This window comes from Pannonibacter sp. (genome assembly GCF_051860505.1).
GTDB lineage: Bacteria > Pseudomonadota > Alphaproteobacteria > Rhizobiales > Stappiaceae > Pannonibacter.
Window position 1 is genome coordinate 146,641 of sequence record NZ_JBHYDX010000003.1, and the last position, 22,358, is coordinate 168,998.

At 64.5% G+C, this 22,358-nt stretch carries 22 protein-coding genes; 11 read left to right on the forward strand and 11 right to left on the reverse strand.

The window, feature by feature from the left end; translation table 11 throughout:
* Positions 1–103: 103 nt before the first annotated feature.
* Entirely contained in the window at positions 104–550 is a 447-nt protein-coding gene (locus tag ACTIFE_RS03275; RefSeq protein WP_439527738.1) for a MaoC family dehydratase, read from the reverse strand.
* 250 nt (positions 551–800) lie between these two features.
* On the opposite strand from ACTIFE_RS03275, the gene ACTIFE_RS03280 reads away from it, so the two are divergent.
* Positions 801–1,184: a response regulator gene (locus ACTIFE_RS03280; protein WP_106754919.1), complete on the forward strand. Its 384-nt coding sequence runs from the start codon at positions 801–803 to the stop codon at positions 1,182–1,184.
* A gap of 187 nt (positions 1,185–1,371) precedes the next feature.
* Entirely contained in the window at positions 1,372–2,046 is a 675-nt protein-coding gene (locus ACTIFE_RS03285) for a protein phosphatase CheZ (protein WP_208983826.1), read from the forward strand.
* Positions 2,047–2,311: 265 nt separating this feature from the next.
* Here the strand turns inward: ACTIFE_RS03285 and ACTIFE_RS03290 are convergent, their stop codons facing one another.
* Positions 2,312–3,184, reverse strand: coding sequence for a TIGR01459 family HAD-type hydrolase (locus ACTIFE_RS03290; RefSeq protein WP_439527739.1), 873 nt, complete (start codon positions 3,182–3,184; stop codon positions 2,312–2,314).
* 179 nt (positions 3,185–3,363) lie between these two features.
* Between ACTIFE_RS03290 and mutL the strand changes: the two genes are divergently transcribed.
* Positions 3,364–5,244, forward strand: a complete 1,881-nt coding sequence (gene mutL / locus ACTIFE_RS03295; protein WP_439527740.1) for a DNA mismatch repair endonuclease MutL — start codon at positions 3,364–3,366, stop codon at positions 5,242–5,244.
* Positions 5,245–5,323: 79 nt separating this feature from the next.
* Here the strand turns inward: mutL and ACTIFE_RS03300 are convergent, their stop codons facing one another.
* Complete coding sequence (locus ACTIFE_RS03300; protein ID WP_439527741.1) at positions 5,324–6,502, reverse strand: porin; 1,179 nt, start codon at positions 6,500–6,502, stop codon at positions 5,324–5,326.
* A gap of 373 nt (positions 6,503–6,875) precedes the next feature.
* On the opposite strand from ACTIFE_RS03300, the gene ACTIFE_RS03305 reads away from it, so the two are divergent.
* Complete coding sequence (locus ACTIFE_RS03305) at positions 6,876–7,139, forward strand: hypothetical protein (protein WP_439527742.1); 264 nt, start codon at positions 6,876–6,878, stop codon at positions 7,137–7,139.
* 50 nt (positions 7,140–7,189) lie between these two features.
* On the opposite strand, the gene rsmD is transcribed toward ACTIFE_RS03305, so the two are convergent.
* Positions 7,190–7,741 (reverse strand): 16S rRNA (guanine(966)-N(2))-methyltransferase RsmD, encoded by a 552-nt coding sequence (gene rsmD / locus ACTIFE_RS03310; RefSeq protein ID WP_439527743.1) that lies wholly within the window; start codon positions 7,739–7,741, stop codon positions 7,190–7,192.
* A gap of 15 nt (positions 7,742–7,756) precedes the next feature.
* Positions 7,757–9,955: a pseudouridine synthase gene (locus tag ACTIFE_RS03315; RefSeq protein ID WP_439527744.1), complete on the reverse strand. Its 2,199-nt coding sequence runs from the start codon at positions 9,953–9,955 to the stop codon at positions 7,757–7,759.
* 225 nt (positions 9,956–10,180) lie between these two features.
* Here ACTIFE_RS03315 and ACTIFE_RS03320 point away from each other — a divergent pair, with 225 nt between their 5' ends.
* The gene (locus ACTIFE_RS03320; protein WP_439527817.1) at positions 10,181–10,618 is read left to right on the forward strand and encodes a nucleoside deaminase; all 438 of its coding nucleotides are present in this window, start codon (positions 10,181–10,183) and stop codon (positions 10,616–10,618) included.
* 128 nt (positions 10,619–10,746) lie between these two features.
* On the opposite strand, the gene ACTIFE_RS03325 is transcribed toward ACTIFE_RS03320, so the two are convergent.
* From ACTIFE_RS03325 to purD, 4 genes are all read right to left on the reverse strand, one after another.
* Complete coding sequence (locus ACTIFE_RS03325) at positions 10,747–11,100, reverse strand: hypothetical protein (protein ID WP_106754911.1); 354 nt, start codon at positions 11,098–11,100, stop codon at positions 10,747–10,749.
* Positions 11,101–11,245: 145 nt separating this feature from the next.
* Positions 11,246–12,103 carry a patatin-like phospholipase family protein gene (locus ACTIFE_RS03330; protein ID WP_439527745.1) on the reverse strand — a complete coding sequence of 286 codons (858 nt, stop codon included), beginning with the start codon at positions 12,101–12,103 and terminating at the stop codon, positions 11,246–11,248.
* Positions 12,104–12,131: 28 nt separating this feature from the next.
* Entirely contained in the window at positions 12,132–13,145 is a 1,014-nt protein-coding gene (locus tag ACTIFE_RS03335) for an alpha/beta fold hydrolase (RefSeq protein WP_439527746.1), read from the reverse strand.
* Between the two features lie 164 nt (positions 13,146–13,309).
* On the reverse strand, positions 13,310–14,584 hold the full coding sequence (purD, locus tag ACTIFE_RS03340; RefSeq protein WP_439527747.1) for a phosphoribosylamine--glycine ligase: 1,275 nt from the start codon (positions 14,582–14,584) through the stop codon (positions 13,310–13,312).
* A gap of 134 nt (positions 14,585–14,718) precedes the next feature.
* On the opposite strand from purD, the gene ACTIFE_RS03345 reads away from it, so the two are divergent.
* The 3 genes from ACTIFE_RS03345 to ubiA all read left to right on the forward strand — a co-directional run bounded on the left by ACTIFE_RS03345 (position 14,719) and on the right by ubiA (position 17,596).
* Positions 14,719–15,189 (forward strand): GNAT family N-acetyltransferase, encoded by a 471-nt coding sequence (locus tag ACTIFE_RS03345; RefSeq protein WP_439527748.1) that lies wholly within the window; start codon positions 14,719–14,721, stop codon positions 15,187–15,189.
* 118 nt (positions 15,190–15,307) lie between these two features.
* On the forward strand, positions 15,308–16,582 hold the full coding sequence (locus ACTIFE_RS03350; protein WP_439527749.1) for a diguanylate cyclase: 1,275 nt from the start codon (positions 15,308–15,310) through the stop codon (positions 16,580–16,582).
* A gap of 60 nt (positions 16,583–16,642) precedes the next feature.
* Positions 16,643–17,596, forward strand: coding sequence for a 4-hydroxybenzoate octaprenyltransferase (gene ubiA, locus ACTIFE_RS03355; RefSeq protein ID WP_439527750.1), 954 nt, complete (start codon positions 16,643–16,645; stop codon positions 17,594–17,596).
* Between the two features lie 50 nt (positions 17,597–17,646).
* Here the strand turns inward: ubiA and ACTIFE_RS03360 are convergent, their stop codons facing one another.
* Both ACTIFE_RS03360 and ACTIFE_RS03365 read right to left on the reverse strand, forming a co-directional pair.
* On the reverse strand, positions 17,647–18,960 hold the full coding sequence (locus ACTIFE_RS03360) for a GGDEF domain-containing protein (protein ID WP_439527751.1): 1,314 nt from the start codon (positions 18,958–18,960) through the stop codon (positions 17,647–17,649).
* A 122-nt stretch (positions 18,961–19,082) separates the two neighbouring features.
* On the reverse strand, positions 19,083–19,673 hold the full coding sequence (locus tag ACTIFE_RS03365; RefSeq protein WP_439527752.1) for a DUF6101 family protein: 591 nt from the start codon (positions 19,671–19,673) through the stop codon (positions 19,083–19,085).
* 242 nt (positions 19,674–19,915) lie between these two features.
* Between ACTIFE_RS03365 and ACTIFE_RS03370 the strand changes: the two genes are divergently transcribed.
* The 3 genes from ACTIFE_RS03370 to ACTIFE_RS03380 are packed head-to-tail and all read left to right on the forward strand — an operon-like array spanning position 19,916 to position 22,353.
* Positions 19,916–21,259: a TldD/PmbA family protein gene (locus ACTIFE_RS03370; protein WP_439527753.1), complete on the forward strand. Its 1,344-nt coding sequence runs from the start codon at positions 19,916–19,918 to the stop codon at positions 21,257–21,259.
* Complete coding sequence (locus ACTIFE_RS03375; RefSeq protein WP_439527818.1) at positions 21,252–22,064, forward strand: 3'(2'),5'-bisphosphate nucleotidase CysQ; 813 nt, start codon at positions 21,252–21,254, stop codon at positions 22,062–22,064. The genes ACTIFE_RS03370 and ACTIFE_RS03375 overlap by 8 nt, the downstream gene beginning before the upstream one ends.
* Before the next feature lie 49 nt (positions 22,065–22,113).
* Positions 22,114–22,353, forward strand: coding sequence for a DUF4170 domain-containing protein (locus ACTIFE_RS03380; RefSeq protein WP_106754903.1), 240 nt, complete (start codon positions 22,114–22,116; stop codon positions 22,351–22,353).
* Positions 22,354–22,358 lie beyond the last annotated feature (5 nt).

The following is a 22,358-nucleotide window of genomic DNA, read 5'->3' on the forward strand; positions in this document are numbered from 1 at the left end:
CGGCCTGATTGCACCGCGACAGGCGGCGACACATGACATCAGGCAGCGCGCGGACCCTGCCGGTTTCACATCCAAAGGTCAAGCTTGGCAGGGCCAGTCCGGGTCAGATGCGCAGCGCCTCATCGTCGCGCGAGGGCACCTTGACCATCGCCTCGCCTTCCAGGACCACGGTCTCGCCGACACTGCAGACACAGCTCAGTTTCGCCCGGTTGCCGCGCTCCAGCAGTTCGGTGACCGTGACTGTGACGGTGACATCATCGCCGATGCGCACCGGGGCCTTGAAGTTCAGCGTCTGCGACAGATAGATCGCGCCCGGTCCGGGAAGACGTGTGCCAAGCACGGCGGAGATCAGGCTGGCGGTGTAGAGACCATGGGCGATGCGGGTCCGAAACGGCGTGCGGGCAGCAAAATGTTCCGACAGATGGATCGGGTTTCGATCCCCCGACACCTCGGCAAATCCCACAACATCCGAGGAGCTGACATGTTTGGTCAATGTCTCCGACAAGCCTACCGCAAGGTCTTCGTAACACAGTCGTCGTAATTCGAGCATGTTGGTGTGTCCTGTGTCCGGCAAGCCTGTCAGGCAGTATCCGGAACCTAGGCGGGAGACGCGTGCGCTTCAATACGGCTTTCGGCCAAGAAAAAAGCCGCGCGTCATTAACGCTCTTTTCAGGGCCACCGTTTAAATTGACCAGAGTATGGGGAGGCGGGGACACAGGAACGTGTCTCTCTCCTGATTGGTCAGATCGCGTCAAATAAGACCTCGTGCGGGGTCGCGTATTGACAGTATGGAGTAGACGATGGCCCTTGATCTTCAGATGCCGGTCCTCGTGGTCGATGATTACAAGACTATGATCCGGATTATTCGGAACCTGCTCAAGCAGCTGGGTTTCGAAGATATCGACGATGCCGCAGACGGCACCGAGGCGCTGGAGAAGATGAAGCAGCGCAAGTACGGTCTGGTTATTTCGGACTGGAACATGGAGCCGATGACCGGCTACGAACTGCTCAAGCAGGTTCGTGCCGATGCAAGCCTCTCCAAGACCCCGTTCATCATGGTTACGGCAGAATCCAAGACCGAGAACGTGATCGCGGCGAAGAAGGCTGGCGTGAACAACTACATCGTGAAGCCGTTCAACGCGCAGACGCTGAAGGGCAAGATCGAGGCGGTTTTCGCGGACTGATGCGTGTTTGCACCCAGGCGGGACGCAAATGCGCGCCCGCCCGAGTGCCAAATCCGGATTTCGAAGACCTCGCGAGCGCCTGCAAGCCGGATGGCACATAACCGGCAGGGAGCTACACCACGCGACCTCGTCCAAGGCAGATGGGCAAGGCTTTCGGTCTCCGGATACAAACAGGAGGGCTGAACAAATGGCCACAATGACACGTGAGAACGTGGTTCGCGTGATCGAGTTCCTCGAGCAGAACCGGGATCGCGGCGGTGACGTCGGACTTTCTGACGTCATGCAACTGGCGGAAGTGATGACCGGATCGCTGCATGAGTTTCTGCATGCGGTTCAGCCGGCGGTGACCGGCGAGTTGAAGGCCATCGCGATCGAGATTACGCGCATGAAGGAAGAGATCGTCTCCCTTCGCGCCAACGACATGAAGTCGCAGCGGATCCCGGAAGCTGGCCGTGAACTGGATGCCATCGTCGAATCGACCGAATCGGCGACGCACACGATCATGACGGCCGCCGAAGAAATCATGGGTGCGGACACCTCGGATGCCGCAGCTTACCAGGATCTGGTCAACACCAAGATGATCGAGATCTTCGAAGCCTGCGCGTTCCAGGACATCACCGGCCAGCGTATTTCGAAGGTTGTGTCGACGCTGAACTACATCGATCAGCGGGTGACCAATTTCGTCGAGAAGCTGCGCATCATCGAGAACATGGAACCCGAGCTTGAGGAAACCGACGAGGAGCGCCGCAAGCGCGAGCTGATCCTCCACGGCCCGCAAATGGCTGGCGAAGGCGTGTCGCAGTCCGACATCGATGCCATGCTCGGCGACAGTCAGGACGACATCGACAAGCTGTTCGCCTGAGAGCTGCCACGATTCAACAAAAAGGCCGGTGCAGTTGCTGCACCGGCTTTTTTTGTCTGGCGATCGCGGGATCTGTTGTCAGCCAAGGCGCCGAAACCTCGTCGCTCCTGCGCAGGCAGGAGCCCAGTAACCGAGGCGGCGGTTGTCTTGTCAGGCGGAGTAAACCCAATCAACTCAGGTGGTTACTGGGCTCCTGCCTGCGCAGGAGCGACGACGGGATGCGCTTTGCCGTGTCGCTCATATCTGTCCTTCGCCGCCGTCGCCCTCACCAGACGAGACGCGGCAGGGCGGCGCGGGCGGAGAGGCCTTCTTCCGCAAGGCGGCGGCGGATGAGGGCTTCGTCCGGTGCGTCGCTGGCACCGAAGTCGGCGGCGTGAATGCCGCCGGTCACGAACAGAACGTCAATGCCTTGCGAATCAGCGCCGCGAATGTCGGTCGGCAGGCCGTCACCGATGGCCAGGACCCGGTCGCGGGAGTAAGCCGCGCCCTGGATTTCCGCCATACGGGAGAGGGCTGCGTCGTAGATCGGCTTGTGCGGCTTGCCGAGGAGATGCACGGTGCCGCCGAGGTCCTCGTACAGCCGGGCCAGCGCGCCGGCGCACCAGATCAGCTTTTCACCGCGCTCCACGACAATATCCGGATTGGCGCAGACCATCGGCAACCCACGCGCAACCAGCCGGGTGAGCTGGTCACGGTAGTCGTCCGGTGTCTCGACCTCATCGTCGAAGAGGCCGGTGCAACTGATGAGGCCAGCGTCTTCCTCGCTCGACAGGACAACGCCCAGACCGTCATAGATCGGCACATCCCGGTCGGCGCCGATGTGCAGCACCTTTCCGCCGGGCTTCGACGCGATCATGGCGCGGGTGACATCACCGGAGGTGACGATGTCGTCATAAGCATCGCGCGGCACGCCGTAATTGGCCAGCTGCTCATGGATCTGCTCGGCCGGGCGCGGCGCGTTGGTGATGAGGATGACGCAGCCGCCGGTCTCGGCCCGGTAGCGTGACAGCGCCTCATGCGCTGCATCAAAGGCCTTCAGGCCGTTGTGCAGGACGCCCCACACATCGCTGAGGACCCCGCTGTAATCCGGAGCGAGTGTGCGCAGGCCGGGGACAAGGAGCGGGGCAATGGCGTTCATGGGGTTCTCTCGGACTGATCTGGTATGATGGCAGGGAATCGGCTCTTGTCCGATCCGGATGCGGCGGACCATATACGAAGCTGGTGCCGGGCGGAACCGGCACCGGCGAGCCGGGCGTTGCGTCCTTGTGTGGCGGCTCGGCAAACAACCGGCGGGTGGCGCAGGGGTAGAGAGCGGACATGGCAGTCAGACAGCTCGGCGAAGCGATCATCAACCGGATCGCTGCCGGTGAAGTGATCGAGCGTCCAGCCAGCGTCGTCAAGGAACTGGTCGAGAACGCCGTGGACGCCGGCGCGCGCAACATCGAGATCGTGACAGCGGCTGGCGGCAAGACGCTGATCCGCGTGTCCGACGATGGCGCGGGCATGACCGCTGCCGATCTGGCGTTGGCGGTCCGGCGGCATTGCACCTCGAAACTGCGCGATGAAGACCTGTTCGACATCCGCACCCTCGGCTTTCGCGGCGAGGCGCTGCCGTCGATCGGTTCCGTGGCCCGGCTGACCATCACCACACGGCACAAGGATGAGGCCCATGCCTGGCGGATCGAGGTGGCCGGCGGCACCGAGAGCCCGCTGGAGCCGGCGGCCCGCAGTCTCGGCACCCAGGTCGAGGTGCGGGACCTGTTTTTTGCCACGCCCGCCCGTCTGAAGTTCCTCAAGACCGACCGCGCCGAGGCTGCGGCGATCACCGAAGTCGTGCGCCGCATTGCGCTGGCCTACCCGGAGGTGGGCTTCAGCCTTGGCGGCTCTGACCGGCAGTCGATCATCTGGCCCGCCGCGCGCGGCGAAGACCCGCGCATGGCCCGGCTGGCGCAGGTGGTTGGCGATGACTTCCTCGAGAATGCCATGCGCATCGATGCGGTGCGCGAAGGCGTACGGCTGACCGGGTTCGCCGGTCTGCCGACCTATCACCGTGGCACGGCGCAGCAGCAGTTCTTTTATGTCAACGGCCGGCCGGTGAAGGACAAGCTGCTCCTGTCCGGCCTGCGCGGGGCCTATGCCGACGTGCTGGCCCGCGACCGGCATCCGGTTGTCGTGCTCTATGTCGATCTCGATCCCTCCTTTGTCGACGTCAACGTGCACCCGGCCAAAGCCGATGTGCGCTTCCGCGACGGGCAACTGGTGCGCGGGCTCTTGGTGGGGGCTATCAAGCATGCGCTGGTCCAGGCCGGGCATCGCTCCTCGACGTCGAATGCGGCCAGCGCTCTCGATGTGCTGCGGGCCGGCGGTGCGGCGGCAGCGGGCGCGAGCGGGCAGGGCTGGGCGCGGGCGAATGGCCCGGTGCAGGACTGGCAGGCCTCTCCCTATCGGCCCTTGCACGAAATGTCCGGTTTTGCAGAAGCCGGCCAGCCAGGCTTCGACACCGGAACGGATCCGGGCGGCATGGCAGTCGTGCTGGGCAGCCTGCCGCTGGCCGATCTCGCCCGGCCCTCGGCCGATGCGCGGGCGCATGGGGCGGCCATTTCCGAGGATCTGATGGCGCGTCCTCTTGGGGCTGCGAGGGCGCAGATGCATGAAACCTATATCGTGTCGCAGACGCTGGACGGTGTCGTCATCGTTGACCAGCACGCGGCGCATGAGCGCCTGGTCTATGAACGCCTCAAGGAGGCGCTGGCGCGCCGCGAAGTGCCGCGCCAGATGCTGCTGATTCCGGAAGTGGTGGAACTGCCCGAGGAGGATGTCGGCCGTCTGGCCGATCACGCCGATGCCCTGGAAGGCGCCGGCCTCGTGCTGGAGCCATTCGGCCCCGGCGCGGTGGCCGTGCGCGAGACGCCGGCACTCTTGAAGGGGCTTGATGTCCGCGCGCTGGTCCGGGATCTCGCCGATGAACTGGCCGAATGGGACAGCGCAACCGGGCTGAAGGAGCGGCTGGACCACGTTGCTGCGACCATGGCCTGCCACGGCTCCATCCGCGCCGGCCGCCGGCTGCGGGTCGAGGAAATGGATGCCCTCTTGCGCGACATGGAGGCAACGCCCCTGTCCGGCCAGTGCAACCACGGTCGCCCGACCTGGATCGAGCTGAAACTCTCCGACATCGAGCGGCTGTTCGGGCGCAAGTGAGCGGAAGCGTCTGGGGCGCTATCTGGAAAAACAAAAGGCGGCCGAGGCCGCCTTTCGCATGCGCAATTCTGCGTCTGGATCAGAACGTCCGCTCGACGCGAATGGTCGTGTAGATCTCGTTGCGGTCCTTCTGGACGGAGCTGCGGTGGAAGTCGAAGTCGCGATAGGCGACTTCCGCGCCGATTCCGAGGCCGTCGACCGGCTTCCAGATCAGGTTGATGTTGCCGCCCCACATGCTGAAGTCATTCGTCGAGCCGAAGGCATCCGCACTTGCGTAATTGGCTTCGATCGAGCCTTCCAGCTGGTCAGAGAAATTGTGCAGGAAGCCGGCGCCGATGGCCCAGGTCTTGGTGGTGCGGCTCTTGCCACCGGCAAAGATGGCGTCGGTGATCTGCGGTGTCGCGGAGATATCGTCCCAGGTGTCCTGAACATAACCGGACGCGCCGTCGGCATAGACGGCCTGGAATGCGATGTTGTCGGTGGCGCCGAAGACCGGCACGTTCAACTGGACGCCTGCGCCAATGGCGAAGCCCACATCCCCCTTGGTGTTCGCCGCAGCATAGCGAACATCATGCAAGGCGCCCATGATCTGGGCGCTGCCCCAGCCCTGCTCGATGCGCAGATGGGCAATCAGGTCCGGATAGCGGTGGCCGGCATAGGCGTCACCGCCACCAACCAGGTTCCAGCGACGGGTGGTGCCATCTTCAACCGACAGGGTGGCCGACATGCCATTGCCGAAGGCTGCCGTGTAGGCCGCGATCCAGTTCTTATAGTCGGTGTAGACCGTGTGATAGTTGCCGTAGGAGTAGCCGGTCCAGAAGTCGAACATGGACTGGGTCCGGCCGAAGGTGAAGTTGCCGAACTGGATGAAGGCCTGGTCGAGGACAAAGGACGATCCGCCCGAATCGCGCTGCATGTACATGTCGATGTAGGAGCGGACGAGGCCATACTCGCTGTTGGTGCGCGCATCCAGGCGCAGGATCCCACGGGCGCGGGTCGATGTGCCGTTCGCATCGCGCTTCCAGTTGTTCGGGCCGTCACCGTAATTGTTGAAACGGTATTCAGCGCGGACACGGCCAGATATCCGCAGGCAGGTCTCCGTGCCAGGAATGTAGAAGAAGCCGGTGCCGAAGGCATCGCAGACCCGAACGTAGTCAACGGGTTCCGGTGCAACCGGCAAATCTGCAGCCATTGCCCCTGTTGTACCAACCGATGTGGCGACAGCGACCGAAGCAATCAAAGTCCTGATATTGCGCATCACATGTTCCCCATGCTTGCAAAAAACATCTTCACTTGCAAATACCGCAGGGTTGCCCTGTCGACTCACAAGTGAAAACACCCACCACCTGAATAAAAGAGTAGGTGAACCATAATTTTTGGCCAATGGGAGAATGCAGCGCGTCAGCGAATTCAGACCGGGAGATGCCAGAACGCAACATTCGGGAAATTTACTTAGCCTTACATGCAAAGGGAGTGTGCATTTGCTAAAACAGTGAGCAGCGCCACCGGCTCAGAATGCTGCAGATGCCAAAAGGAGAGGCGTGGCGGGCTGCAGGCAGGGGCGGTTATGCCCTGTCATCTCATTGTCGCGCTTTTGTCGCATGGCTCAGCGTCCAACAGGAGAGACGGAAGTGTGGCGGATCGCGATCTGGGGTGCTGCGGCGGTGATGATCGTGCTGGGTCTGCTGACGGTGCTGTTGCCGATCCCGACCGGGGTGCCGTTGCTGGCGGGCGGTGCCATGCTGATCCTGTCGACGAGCCCGAGCGCGGCACGGTGGCTGCGGCGGCGGCGGCGCGGCAGTGGATGGCTCAACGGATGGTTCACCTGGCTGGAACAGCGCGCGCCCCTGCGCCTTGCGCGGATCCTCGGACGGTCACGGCCACGGCAGAAGTGACCGGCCAGCATCCGGAAGCGGCGGCACCCTGAACGCTCAAGGGAGGAGTTTCAGGCCTTGAGGAACAGCACCTGGCTGTCGCCGGCGCTGCGCTGGTCAATCAGCTCGAAGCCTTGCGGAATGGCGATAGCCGCGTTGGCGCGTTCTTCCAGAACGCAGATGGCGCCCGACGCCAGCCAGCCGCCTTCCCGGGCCGAAGCAAGGGCAAGTTCGCCCATGCCCTTGTCATAAGGGGGATCGGCAAAGACGAGATCGAAAGGCTCGATGGTCCCCGCGGGGCCAAGCTTCGTTGCATCCCGTCGCAGGATCTTGGCGAGGCCGTTGAGGCCCATGGTTTCCATGTTGCGGCGGATGAGGCCGCGTGGCTCGACGGCCTCCTCCACGAAGGTCACATGCCGGGCGCCGCGGCTGACCGCTTCAAAGCCGAGGGCGCCGGTGCCGGCGAACAGGTCAAGCACCCGGACGCCATCCAGATCCACTCCGACGCCATGCGCCAGGATGTTGAAGATCGTCTCACGCAGGCGGTCGCTGGTCGGGCGCGTGGCGTCCGACCGGGGCGTTGCAAGTGCGGTTCCCTTGAACCGTCCGGCGATGATGCGCATCGTCAGCTGCCAGCCTTAGCTGCGGCCGCGCGGGCGTGAGCCGCCATTGCCGCGCGGTGCGCCGCCCTTGGGACCGGCACCACGCGGGCCACCGCGCGGCGCGCCGCCTTTGGACCCTGCACCCTTGGGACCACCGAAGCCACGGCCACCGCCACCACCGCCGCCGCCGAAGCCGCGACCTGGCCGGTCGCCGCGATCCGGACGATCGCCACGGCTTGGGCCATCGCCCCGGTTCGGTCGATCTGCACGATCCGGGCGGTCGGCTCTGTCCGGACGGCTGAAGTTGCGGTCAGGGCGGGCACCACGGTCGGGACGTTCACTGCGCTCCGGGCGATCCGCACGGCTGAAGCCGCGCGGGCCTTCGTAGGCGTCGTCCCGGCCACGCGGCGGACCCTTGCGGTCGGCGCCCATGCGGGATTCCTGCTGCTTGTCGGCAACAATGCCGTCCTCGCTCCAGATCCGGCGTTGCGGCTGGGGCCGTGCGGGCCGATCCGACTGTTGCGGCCGGGCATCAGGGCGCGGTTCGCGCGTCAGGCGGAAACGGCTGCGCGGCGAGACCTTCATCGGCCGCTGTGCATCGCCGCGTTCCTCACGCCCGCCGTCTCGGTTTCCACCGCGATAGCCATCTCTGGCGCCGTCACGGCCCCCATCGCGGGCCCCGTCACGACTATTGGCGCGGCGATCATCGCGCTGCCCGCGATCATCGCGGCCGCCCTCGCGGGCCGGCCGCTTGCGGCCACCGATGGCAGCAGCGCCGTCACGGGCGGTCATCCATTCCCCGCGACCCTGCTTCTGCGGCGCCGGGCGGTCTTTCTTCTTCGGCTTGTCGCCCTCTTCGCCCGGAATATGGGTGAGGACGGGCGCATCGAAATCGGCGCCTGCGGCAGATGCAAGCTTTTCGCCGAGCTGGTCGCGCAAGACGCGGCCACGGATCTCGCGCACTTCACCTTCCGGCAGTTCCATCAACTGGAACGGGCCGAAGGACAGGCGAATCAGCCGATTCACGGACAGGCCGAGATGCTCGAGGACGCGCTTGACCTCGCGGTTCTTGCCTTCACGCAGGCCCATGGTGAGCCAGACGTTGTCGCCCTGCACCTTGTCGAGGGTCGCCTCGATGCCGGCATAGAGCACGCCGTCGATGGCGATGCCGTCGGCAAGGCCGTTGAGCTGCTCCTGGGTGACTTCGCCAAAGGCGCGGACCCGGTAACGACGCAGCCAGCCGGTGGCCGGCAGTTCCATGACCCGGGCGAGACCGCCATCATTGGTCAGGAGCAAGAGGCCTTCGGTGTTGATGTCGAGTCGGCCGACGGAGAGAACGCGCGGCATTTCCTTCGGCAGCGCATCGAAAACAGTCGGGCGGCCTTCCGGGTCGTGGTTGGTCGTCACCAGGCCGCGCGGCTTGTGGTAGAGCCACAGGCGGGTGCGCTCCCTTTGCGGCATCGGCTGGCCGTCGACGAGGATCGTGTCGTCCTCGGTGACGGTAAAGGCCGGCGTCGTCAGCACGGTGCCATTGACGCTGACGCGGCCGGCTTCGATCCAGACTTCCGCATCCCGGCGTGAGCACAGACCAGCGCGGGCCATCACCTTGGCGATGCGCTCGGCTTCGCCGGCAAAGGAGATGGAGGATGGCGTTTCGGATGGAACGCCTGTGCCCTTGGCCGGGCGGTCTGCCGGCGTCTTGCGCGGGAACGGCTTGCCACCGGGACGGTCGCCGCTGCGCGGGCCGCGCGCCGGACGGGCATCATCAAAGCGTCCGCCCGAGGGCTTGCCGCCGTAGGGCTTGGCCCCGAAGGGCTTGTCGGAGCGGGGGCCACGCGGCGCATCGCCACGGTTGGGGCGGTCGCCGAAGCTGCGCTGCGGACGGCCTTCGCCGCCTTCGCTGCGACCACCAAAGCCCCGGTTCGGACGGGCATCGCCGCGATCAGGGCGGTCGCCAAAGCTGCGCTGCGGACGGCCTTCGCCGCCTTCGCTGCGGCCACCAAAGCCCCGGTTCGGACGGGCATCGCCGCGATCGGGACGGTCGCCAAAGCTGCGCTGCGGACGGCCCTCGCCGCCTTCGCTGCGGGCGCTAAAGCCGCGCTGCGGCCGGCCGGCGCCGCTGGGCGCGCCGGGTTTGCGGGGAGGACGGGACGCGCCGTCAGAGGCGCCCGTACGACGGGACGGTCCGCCGGGCTTGCCGCCGCGGGGCCGGGAAGGGATTTTCTTGTCGGTCATTCCAGCCTCATAGCAGAGGTTTCCCACTTTAGGAATCGGACATTTGCGGCCTTTGCGCAAAATGCATGCCTGATCTGTCAAATGGTTTATAACGCGGGCGTCATTTGGTCCGGACCAGCATGCCGAACCGGGTCAGTTCCGCCGCAAGAGGATGCTGCTGCCAGTATGAGCGCCACCCGTTCGGGGCCGGAGGAAACCGACCCGCCGTCGACCGTTTCCAGCTTCATGGATCTGGCGCTTGCAGAAGCGCGGGCGGCAGCCTTGCGCGGAGAGGTTCCCGTTGGTGCAGTGGTGGTGCGCGATGGCAAGGTCCTTGCCTGCGCGGGAAATCGAACGCTGGAACTCAATGATCCGACGGCGCACGCCGAAGTGCTGGCGATCCGCATCGCCTGCGACGCGGTGCAATCGCAGCGGCTGACCGGATGCGATCTCTATGTCACGCTGGAGCCCTGCCCGATGTGCGCCGGGGCGATCTCCTTTGCCCGTATCCGCCGGCTCTACTATGGCGCTGATGATCCGAAGGGCGGGGCGGTCGACAACGGGGTGCGGCTGTATGGCCAGCCAACCTGTCATCATGCTCCGGAAGTTTATTCGGGTTTTGCCGAGACGGAGGCCGCCGGCCTGTTGCGCGATTTCTTCCGCGAGCGACGCGACGAACGCTGAAGCACTGGTTCTATGGAAGAGGCACCGCGCGCGGGATGCCGGTGATCGGGAAAAAATTGGCGCCGCCCCGGAGAAGACATGGGAGAACGAACGGGGCGGCGCCAGTCGGGGGCAGGTGGGAGGAGAACCTACCCCTTGATGCTGCAAAGCGTGACCGGCCGGCGATGCGTCCGGGCGGCCAGATAGGGTTCAACGCCGGTGCTGGATGACACCGCGCGGGATTGTTGAAACAGGAGTTCGCCCGCATGGCCGGCTTCCTCGACGAGGGCACGGCGGCTGCAACTGGCAGCAATGGCAAAGCCAAGCTGCCGTAAATGCGCCTTGCGGTAGCAGAAGACCGCGAGCCGGGCACGCTGGTCCTCCGGCAGGCTGTGAGCGACCGACGCCGCAGAAGTCGCGTTCTGCCGCATCAGGACTTGGAAGGTCTCTTCAGAGACCGGGCATATATCCTCATTCAAGGATTCTGGGGCCACGCGGTTCATCCGCTTTCTCCTTCTGGATATAGCCCGATTCTCTGGTGCTCCGGTTAATCTAAAGTTAAAATGCTGTATAAGTTAAAAAACTGACGAAAAGAATAGCATAATTACATAGCGTCACTGTTACATTTCACAGGGTAAAAATCTTTATTTATCGGGAAAGTTGCTTATCGAGTGCATCTGCAAGTTGTCGTTTGACGTCTTCCCGCAACGGAGCCGCCGCATCCAGCACACCGCGTGTTTTCATGAAGTCGAGCACGCGGATGTTGCCGACATCCGGCCGCACGAGGATATGAGGCATGCGTTGTTTGACCTTCTCGGCGGTGATCGAGCGCATCAGGATTTGCGAGGCACCGAAAAGCGCATCAAGTGTCGTCGGAAAATGTTTGCCCGGGCGCGGCACCGGGGTGCCGACAACATCCACCGCCACGATGATGTCGCAGTGCTGCGGCAGGGCATCGAAGGGCAGGGGATTGGCAACGCCGCCATCGATTAACACCTTGCCCTGCAGCCGGACCGGGCGGAAGACGGCGGGAATGGCAAAGGATGCTGCAATGGCGGGCGCCAGCGGTCCGCTGCGAATGTCGACTTCGGCGCAGCCATAGAAATCGGTCGCCAGCACGGTCAGCGGGATCGAGAGTTGCTCGAAGGTGTCCGGCAGATGCGACCCGGCAAAGAGGTGCAGCACCTTCAGCGGGTCGAACTGGGCGAGGCCACTGCCGAAAACATCGGCAAGGCGGCGGGGCCGCAATTGCCACAGCCGCACCAGCAGGGCATTTCGGTTGCGGAAGGTCTCGACGGCCAGATCATGCAGATCCTGACCGGACAGGCCAGCAGCATAGCCGGCGCCAAGCAGCGCGCCGATTGACGAACCGGCAATGAAGTCCGGCTTGATGCCCAGATCATCAAAAGCCTGCAGCACCGGAATATGCGACATGCCGCGCGCACCGCCGCCGCCCAGGGCCAGGCCGATGGAGGCACCGGTTCCAAGGGCGGTCGAAGCGGGCAACTTTGCGCTTGTCGCGCCAGCATGGGCATCAGTCTGCAGGTCTGTCTCTGGAACTGGCGGGGGAGCGGTCCGGGACCTTGGCATTCTTGCATTCTCCTGAAGACCGGCGTGGAGACCACCGGTCCGCTTTAGCGGTCAGGAAGGGAAATAGCGCGGAAAGGGTTTCAGTGGGGTTTTCTTCGACAAGGAAGTGACCGCCGTCGATCGCCTGGCCCTGAACGTCATTGGCCCAGTTGCGCCACACGTCCAGTGGCGTGCCTGCGCCCGGCGCAATTCCGTGTCCGCCCCAGAGCGCCAGCAGGGGCGCCGAGATGCGTCGTCCTGTGGCCAGATCAGCTGCATCGTCGGCGAAATCGGCCGTTGCGCCGGCACGGTAGTCCTGGCAGGCGGCATGCACACAGTTGCCGGAGGCAAAGGCCGACCTGTAGGCAGCAAGAGCAGCCGGATGAAACGCGCTCAAGTCCTTGCGCGCGGTCCAACTGGCCATGGTGTGTTCAAGGTAGTAGCCGGGATCGCCGCCGATCAGCCGCTCGGGCAGCGGTTCAGGCTGGGCGAGGAAGGCCCAGTGGTAGACTTTCAGGGCAAAGGCCTTGTCCATGCGTTGCCAGTAATCATGGGTCGGCAGGATGTCGAGCACGGCCAGACGGGTGACCCTGTCCGGGTGGTCGAGGGCCAGCCGGTAGGCAACCCGCCCGCCGCGATCATGGCCACAGACGGCAAATGTGCCGTGCCCAAACGCGTCCATCAGGGCGCACATGTCGCGGGCAAGCTGGCGCTTGCTCATCGCCTCGACCGGTCCGTCCGGCAGGTCGCTGTCGCCATAGCCGGGCAGATCGGGAAGGATCAGCGAAAAATGCGCGGCAAGCGCGCCGGCCAGCGGGTGCCACATGACATGGGTCTGCGGATAGCCATGCAGCAGCAGCAGCGCCGGGCCAGACCCGCCCCGGCGCCCGCAGATGCGACCGCGCGGGCCCTGAAACTCAAAGCGTTCAAAGGTTTGCGGGAAGAGGTCCGCAGCGGTGACGGGATGAATGGAGGGCAAGCCTCAAGGCTCCGGCGACGGCGAAATCTGGCGGACAGCTTGCGATGCCCGCCAGGCCGGCGCAAGCCGGAATTACATTCCGTAAAGGAATGTTGTTGCACGGCCGGCAAGTCGGCGCATCATGGACCAAATGAAGCGGGGGCTTCACCGTGATCCCTGACCTTTCACCGGCCGCGCGCGATGGCCTGCCAGCCGATGTCCCGGCGGCAGAACCCTTCCGGCCAGTCGATCCGATTTACGGCTTCATAGGCGCGCGCCTGCGCTTCGGCCACAGTCGATCCAAGGGCCGTGACATTGAGGACGCGGCCGCCATTGGCGAGGGTCCGGCCGTCCTCGCCCCGGGTGCCGGCATGAAACACTTTGACGCCCTCCAGCGCATTTGCCGAAGCAATCCCCCTGATCTCGCTGCCGCGCGCGTAATCGCCGGGGTAGCCGTTGGCGGCCAGGACCACGGTCAGCGCGACCTCGTCCCGCCAGCGCGGCGTCATCTGGTCGAGCGTGCCGTCGATGGTGGCGAGCAACAGGGGGACGATGTCGTCGACGAGCCGCATCATCAGCACCTGACACTCCGGATCGCCGAAGCGGGTGTTGTATTCGATGAGTTTGGGACCGGCGTCGGTGATCATCAGTCCGGCGAACAGCACGCCCTTGAACGGCGTCCCACGCCGCGCCATCGTGTCGATGGTCGGCTGGATGATCTCGGCCATGGTGCGGGCGATCATGGCCTCATCCATGACGGGAGCGGGCGAATAGGCGCCCATGCCACCGGTGTTCGGTCCCTTGTCGCCGTCGAAGACCCGCTTGTGGTCCTGCGCGGTGGCCAGGGCGAGGCCGGTGCGGCCATCGGAGAGAACGAAGAAACTGGCTTCCTCGCCGGTCATGAACTCCTCGACGACGACCTCGGCACCAGCAGCGCCGAAACTGCCGTCGAAACAGGCGCGGACGGCCTCTTCGGCCTCCTCAAGCGACATGGCGACGACGACGCCCTTGCCGGCGGCGATGCCGTCCGCCTTGACCACGATCGGCGCGCCGACCTGTCGCACATAGGCGAGAGCTGCGTCCGTGTCGGTGAACCGGCCATAGGCTGCGGTCGGAATGCCGGCTTCGGTGCACAGGTCCTTCGTGAACCCCTTGGAGCCTTCCAGCCGGGCAGCGGCCTGGTCCGGTCCGAAGGCGCGGATGCCGGCGGCGGTCAGGTGATCGACAATCCCGGCCACCAGCGGGCCTTCCGGTCCGACGACCACAAGATCAATCGCCTTTTCCGTGCAGAACGCGATCACGGCGGATGCATCCCTGACGTCTACCTGTACGGTCTCGGCCTCTTCCGCGATGCCGGCATTGCCCGGGGCAGCATAGAGGCGGGTGGTCAGCGGCGAGGCGGCAATGGCACAGGCGAGGGCGTGTTCGCGGCCGCCGGATCCGATGAGGAAGATGTTCATGGGCAAAGTCTCGGCCGTTCGGGGGACGGGAACCGGCAGGAGCCGATGCCCCTGCCTTGCGATGGCCGGGCTCTAGCATGGCAGCGCCCCTCACGGCAATCACGGCTGGGCCAGGCGGCAACAGGGGAGACAGGATGAGCAGGGCAGGAGGCTTTTCGCTGCTGTTGGGCGGACCGGGAACCAGTGAGACGATCACGCTTCTCGCACGCCAATTCTGGTCGGAGGCAGGGGAGGTGTTCTCGCGCCGGCAGGAAGACGCTCTGCGGACCCTGATGGTCGATGCCAGCCTGGGCCGCGCCTGGCTTGCCCAGTATCGCAACGAGCCGGTCGGCTTTGCCGTGGCGCTGTATCGACACTCCATCGGATACGGCGGGCGGGTTGCCCTGCTGGACGATCTCTTTCTTGTCGAGCGCATGCGCGGTCGCGGGCTCGGCCGGCGGATGCTGCGTGCGGTCAGCGAGGACCTTGAAGCCTTCGGCCTTTTGCAGGTGCATGCCCTTGCCCCGCGCAACTCGGTTGCCGCTGGCCTTTATGCCAGCGAAGGATTCCTGCCAGCGCAGATGCAGCTTTTCGAGAGACCCTTCGATTCCGAGCAGCAAGCCTGAGCAAGGCAGGCGATAAACCTGACTGAGTCCGCGAGGATAGTTTCACGCAGTTGCAACTTTTTTCGGTTTTGGCAAAAGTTAACTTGTTTTGTTGGGTGTGCAGGTTACGAAAGCAACCATGGCCGTCTCCAATTCACTGCTGCTTGTCGCCCAGGCAGCCCTCTACTTCACTGTCATGATGACCCTGCTGCACCGGCGCAAAAGCATCGGGCTGGGCGTGTTCATGTGCGCGCTGGGCGTGATGCATTTCCTCGAGACCTATCTTGCCAGCGTGTTCTATGTGCAGCTGCCGCATGGCATCATCTCACCGGGCTCGACGGTGCTGTTTTCCGGCAAGTTGCTGATGATCCTTCTTCTTTATGTGAAGGAAGATGCGGCAACGGTGCGCCAGCCGATCCATGGCCTGCTGTTCGGCAATTTCCTGATCGTCGGCCTGGTGATGATCCTGCGCAATCACGAGACGGTTCAGGTTGTTGCCGGACGCGAGCCGGACATCGCCTTTGTCGACGAGATGGGCATGTTGATGGTCTGGGGTACGATCCTGCTCTATATCGACAGTCTCGCCATCATCTTGCTGTATGAGCGCCTCGGGCGGTGGCTTGGGCGGCATTTCGCGCTGCGCGTGCTGATCTGCGGCGCATTGGTGCTGACCTTTGATCAACTCGGGTTCTACATCGCCCTCCATCTGGTTTCAGATGCGCCTTTGTCGGTCCTCTACGGCGGCTGGGTCGCCAAGATGCTGGCGACTGTCGTCTACGCTCTGTTTTTCATGGCCTATCTTGCCTTGTTCCCGGCTGGAGAACAGAAGGCAGGACCGCGCCGGTTTCGGGACCTGTTTGACGTCCTGACCTACCGCGAGCGCTACGAGGATCTCTTGAAGACCTCGCATCTCGACTTTCTCACCAAGGTGTCCCACCGCAGCCAGTTCGACACGACCGCGCAGGACTTGATCCTTGCGACAACTGCCAATGGTCACTGCGCCAGCCTGATCCTGATCGATATCGACCACTTCAAGGCTGTCAACGATACCTATGGTCATCAGGCCGGCGATGAGGTCCTGGCCACCGTGGCGCGGGTGCTGCGCGACAACCAGCGCTCCGATGACCACATCTTCCGCTATGGCGGCGAAGAATTTGTCATCGTCAGCCAGCGGATGGGGGCGGAAGCGGCGCAGAGCTTCTCCGACCGGTTGCGCCGGGCCATCGAGGACGTCACGCGCGATGCCTTCCTTGAGCCGGTGACCGTGAGCATCGGCATTGCCGCCGCCCCCCTGGAAGGGCGCGATCTGGCCACCTTGTTCGAAATCGCCGACCGGCGGCTCTATGCGGCCAAGGCCGGCGGGCGCAACCGGGTGGTTGGTCCCTTGAGCGAACCTGTCCCTGTCCCGGTCTGAGATGCCGCAGCATGCGTCCGGGGGCTCGTCAGGCGCGCCGCCTCATGCTAACCAGACCGCATGAGCTTCAAGATCTTCGGCACACAGGACACCGGCCCCGTCGCAGACGCGGTCAAGAGCCACTGGGTGGACACCCGTCTACCCGCCTGGGCGCGCCCCTACGCCCGTCTGGCGCGCTGGGAACGGCCGATCGGCTGGTGGCTGCTGCTGTGGCCGTGCTGGTGGTCGGCGGCGCTTGCCGCGATCGACAGCGGCGCGCCCTGGCCCAACCCCTGGCATCTGGCGCTGTTCCTGATCGGCGCCGTCGCCATGCGCGGTGCCGGCTGTACCTTCAATGATCTGGTCGATGAGGAAATTGACGCCAAAGTCGAGCGCACCCGCTCACGGCCCATTCCGGCCGGTCAGGTCAGCCGGGGCCAGGCCAAGCTGTTCCTGGCCGTTCAGGCGCTGGTTGGTGCGGCGGTGCTGGTGCAGTTCAACCTCTTCACCATCGTGCTCGGGCTCGCGTCGCTGCTGGTGGTGGCGATCTATCCCTTCATGAAGCGTTTCACCGACTGGCCGCAGCTGTTCCTTGGCTTTGCCTTTTCCTGGGGCGCGCTGATGGGCTGGGCGGCGGCTTTCGGTCGGCTCGACTGGGCGCCGATCCTGCTCTACGCCGGCGGCATCGCCTGGACCATCGGCTATGACACGATCTATGCGCATCAGGACAAGGAAGATGACGCCATGGTCGGCGTCCGCTCCACGGCGCGTCTGTTCGGAACCTGGACCAAGCCGGCACTGGGCATTCTGTATGGTCTGGCGACGGGGCTGTTCATGTTGGCTGCAGCGCTTGTGGATGCAGGGCCGTTCGCCTTTGCAGGCCTGGCGCTCGGTGCCTTGCACCTCTTGTGGCAGATCATAGTCCTCGATATCGATGATCCGGACCAGTGCCTGCGGCTGTTCCGCTCCAACACCACCTATGGCTGGATCGTCTTCATCGGGCTTTGCGCGGAAGCGGTGATTTCGGCGGTCTGAGTGCAGCGGACACGCGGCGAGGGGCGGAAAGCCATCGCCCTCGACCGGCTTCAGGTGCCAACGCGGCGACGCAGATCTTGTGGTTGATCGATAGGCAGGACCAGATCCAGCGACTGGTCATAGACCTGTGCTGGCGCTGAAGGCGTCTCGGCCGGTGACCCCGTCCAGTCCGGATCGGGTTGCGCCTCCAGGCCGGCAGCTTGACTGAGAACCACCTTGTTGCGTCCGCTTCGCTTCGCCGTGTAGAGCGCGGCATCGGCCTTAGCGATTGCAACTTCAAGCGTTCCGGTCGGCACGCGCCCGGCATAGACGCCGGCGCTGGTGGTGGTGATCAGGATGCCGCCAGTGCGGGCGCGGACAGCGTTGGCAAAACGCTGGCGCAGGCGGTCGGCGAAGGCATAGGCGAACGCCTCGTCGGCATCGGGAAGGAAGACCACGAATTCCTCCCCGCCGAGCCGACCCGTGATGTCACCGGGGCGCCGCATCTGGGTGCAGCAGTCCGCGAAGACCAGCAGCATCTCGTCGCCCATGGCATGACCGAAGCGGTCGTTGACGGACTTGAACTCGTCGAGATCGAACAGCACAACTGCAAACTGGCCGGTCCTGGGGGCGGCATTTTGCAGCCAGAGTGCCGCGCTTTCAAAGAAATCCCTGCGATTGGCAAGGCCGGTCAGGGGATCGCGCCTTGCCTGTTCGCGCAGCAGGCGCTCTTCCTGTTCGATCACCATGGCAAAGGCGCAGATGATCGTCGCCATCACCGCCATGATCATCCAGAGGATGTAGGCTGCGAAAAACGGGGAAGTCAGCGCCTGCTTGAAGTCGGTCATGCCGCTGGTGTAGACGCCGACAAACAGCACACATTGCATCAGCAGTTCGAGCACCATCACCCAGCTCAGCCAACGCGCCGCGCGAATGCGTTCGGTGTTGAGGCGGAAGCTCAGGTAGATGGCGGCCGCCGACGTCAGCGTCAGCATGCCATGCTGATAGACTGAACGGGCAATGAAGGAATCGTAGAACGCGGGATAGAGGCACAGGACAAGCCAGCCGAAGGTTGGCAGCGCTGCCGCGAGATTATAGCGGTCGATCCGCCAGAATGCCGCGATCGCGGCGATCCGCATACCCATGCCTCCCAGCACAAGTGCGTTGCCGATGACGATGCTGATCACATCCGGGATCTGGCCGCGCAGGGCCAGCAGCAGCATGCCGAAGCCAACCATCATCAGGGCGATGGACCAAAGACGAATGGAGTCCTTTTGCGCACCGCTCTTGTGCATGGAAAAGCGCCACACGAAGAACAGCATGCCGGCACCGACCATTTGCATGACGGTGAGAGCTGCGTTCAAGGTGACAACGTCCAGCCGCATGGATCTCTCGTGCTCGGGGGAAGGGCAACTTGTCCGGGCAGTGATAAAATCCAGCCCGTTAATTTTTCCAGTACTTTGACAAGAAAATAGGCCGCTTTTCGGCGGCCCATGGTTTCGTCCTGTCAGGATCTGGCGATGATCTCGCGCTCGCCGCGATGCACCGCGGGGGCCGCTCCCCTCGTGCCGGTCTTGCGCCGGTTCAGAAAGCGGGGGCGACGCGCGGTGAGGGCATAGACCCGGCGACGCTGCGGGGGAAAGGCCGAGCCCGGTGCGTCGCTGATCGTGGAAATGCTGCCGTCCGGTTCGCACATCTGCAGCGGCAGCTTGAGGCTCTCACCCCACATTGCCCAGTCGTCGGCCAGATCCTCGGCATTGTCGGCCTCACGCAGGGTGACGCAGAGGGCGGGATCGGCATGGCGCAGAAACAGGCGGGCATTCAGGGTGCCCGGCAACGCGCCGGGAGCAATTTCAACCGCCACGCCAAGGAAGACATGGATCGGGACCACAAGGGTCAGGGGGAGGCCGGCGAGCGGCCGCTTGATGATGGCCGTGTCCCGGTCAAGATAGACCCGGGCTGCGACGCGGGCCGCGCCACCGGCAGGCGGGGCGCTCATGGTGGTGTCGAATTTGACCGGCAGGGAGGCCGGGTCGAGCCGCTTCGCGCTGCCCGACCCGGTTCCGTGTGCTCCGTCAATGGCTGTCTGACGTCCCAAGTGCCTCTCCATCGGGCCCATGGTTTTTTTGGGTTGGGCCTCGTGATGACTTGACCTTAAGGGGCGACCTCTGCCGGTCCGCTTAACAGGCACGGTTAAAAAAGCCTGATTTCAAAGAGGGTTACGAAAGGCTTGCCCGAATTGGTCAATGGAGTGGAAACGTCTTTTGCCCCAAGGCGGCCCTTGTTCGGCGCCCCCGGCGCGCCTAAACAGGGAACATCACATCAAGACGGGATTCCGCGATGACCGAAGCGATCGACAAGAGCGAACTCGAAACCCGGGCGGCCCGGCTTGTCGAGGCGGCGCTGAAGGCGGGGGCTGATGCCTGCGACGCGGTCGCCGTCACGGGTGTTTCCCTGTCGGTCGACGTGCGCGAGGGCAAGGTTGAGGAGACCGACCGGGCCGAAGGCGACGATGTGACCTTGCGGGTTTTCATCGGGCGCCGCAGCGCGTCGGTCTCGGCCAACACCATGGACGATCCGAAAGCGCTGGCGGAGCGGGCGGTGGCCATGGCGCGGGTGACGCCGGAAGACCCGTTCGCCGGTCTTGCTGATCCCGAATTGCTCCTGAAGCAGATCCCGGCTCTGGACCTGCTGGACGCGACTGAAATGTCGGCTGCTGAGCTTAAGGACCTGGCACTGGCTGCCGAAACTGCCGGTCTCGCGGTTGCCGGCGTCTCGAAGTCCGGCGGGGCAAGCGCCTCCTGGCGGCTCGGCGGCATGGTGCTGGCCACCAGCCACGGCTTCATCGGCTCCTACACGACCTCGCGCCATGGCCTGTCGATGACGGCTGTCGCTGGCGAAGGCACCGGGATGGAGCGGGACTACGACTACGATTACCAGACCTTCTTCGAGGACATGGAGGATCCGGCCCTGATCGGTCGGCGGGCTGGCGAGCGGGCCGTGCGCCGGCTGAAGCCGCAAAAGCTGACCACGCGCACGGCGACGGTGCTCTACGAGGCGCGTGCGGCGCGCAGCTTCCTGGGCCATCTGGCTGGAGCGGTCAATGGCGCGGCGATTGCCCGTGGCACCAGCTTCTTGAAGGACCGGATGAACCAGCCGGTGTTTGCGCCAGGCATCCGCGTTACCGATGATCCGTTGAAGTCGCGCGGCGCGGCAACGCGTCCGTTCGATGGCGAGGGGACGGCCGCAACAGCGTTCGACCTCATCGACGCCGGCGTGTTGCGGCACTGGTTCCTGGACAGCGCGACAGCGCGGGAACTGAAGCTTGGCCCCAATGGCCGGGCGCATCGCGGCGGAGCCGGAACTTCGCCCGGCGCAACGAACCTGACCCTGCATCCCGGCAATGAAAGCCTGGAGGAGATGATGCGCGCAGCCGGCTCCGGCCTGCTGGTGACCGATCTCATCGGCCATGGCGTCAACGGCATTACGGGGGATTACTCCCGTGGGGCCTCGGGCTTCTGGTTCGAGAATGGCGAGATTGTCACGCCTGTGAGCGAGATCACCATTGCCGGCAACCTCAAGGACATGTTTGCGCGGCTGCGTCCGGCATCGGACCTCGATGCCCGGTATTCGACCGCGACGCCGAGTGTTGCCATCGAGGGGTTGACCATTGCCGGTGCCTGATCCCGCCCATACCGAAGACCTGACCCTGCTCGAGCTTGCGGCCCGCAAGGCCGGGGAAATCGCGCTGGGGTATTTCGGCAAAGGGCCCAAGACCTGGATGAAGGAGGGGGTCTCGCCGGTCTCCGAGGCTGACATGGCGGTTGATGCCTGGCTGAAGGACACGCTGGGCAAGGCCCGGCCCCAGTATGGCTGGCTGTCGGAGGAAACCGCCGACACGCCCGACCGGCTCGGACGGCGGCGGCTGTTCATCGTCGATCCGATTGACGGGACCCGGGCCTTTCTGGCCGGCAAGGATGAATGGACCGTCTCGTTGGCGATGGTCGAGGATGGCCGGCCACGGTCTGCCGCCCTGTTCAACCCGGTGCGCGGCGAGATGTTTCTGGCCGTCGAGGGCGGCGGCACCCGGCTGAACGGGCGCCTGATCCAGACCGGCGAGCGCCAGATGCTGGACGGTGCGCGTGCCTATGGCCCGCCCGCCATGCTCACCCCGGCCGCCGCAGCCGGGGTCATTCCGGCCGGCACCATTGGCTCGCTGGCCTATCGGATTGCGCTGGTCGCCAAGGCAGATGTGGACGTGGCCGTCGCCCGCGCCCGCGCGCATGACTGGGATCTTGCGGCAGCCGATCTTTTGGTGCAGGAAGCGGGCGGCAGGTTGACCGACCTGAGCGGCGCGACCCTGCGCTACAATCGCGAGATCCTGCGGCATCCTGAGCTGGTTGCCGCCGGAGACGCCCTGATCGAACCGGCTGTCCGCCTGTTCGCCGGTCTTGCCGACCGGCAGGGCCGAGAGCGGGCAGACCACTGACCGGACGCAACCGATCCAGCCGACAGGCCTTGAGGAGCAAGAACCGACGATGAGCACCGATACCGAGCCCAAACAGCTTCTGCATCTCGTGTTTGGCGGTGAGCTGGAGGATCCGGCTGGCCTGACGTTCCGCGATCTCGACAAGCTCGACATCGTCGGCATCTATCCGAACTACGCGACCGCCTTCGTGGCCTGGAAGGCCAAGGCTCAGGCCAGCGTCGACAACGCGCATATGCGCTATTTCATCGTGCATATGCACCGGCTGCTCGACCCGCATACGCAGGGTTGATCCTG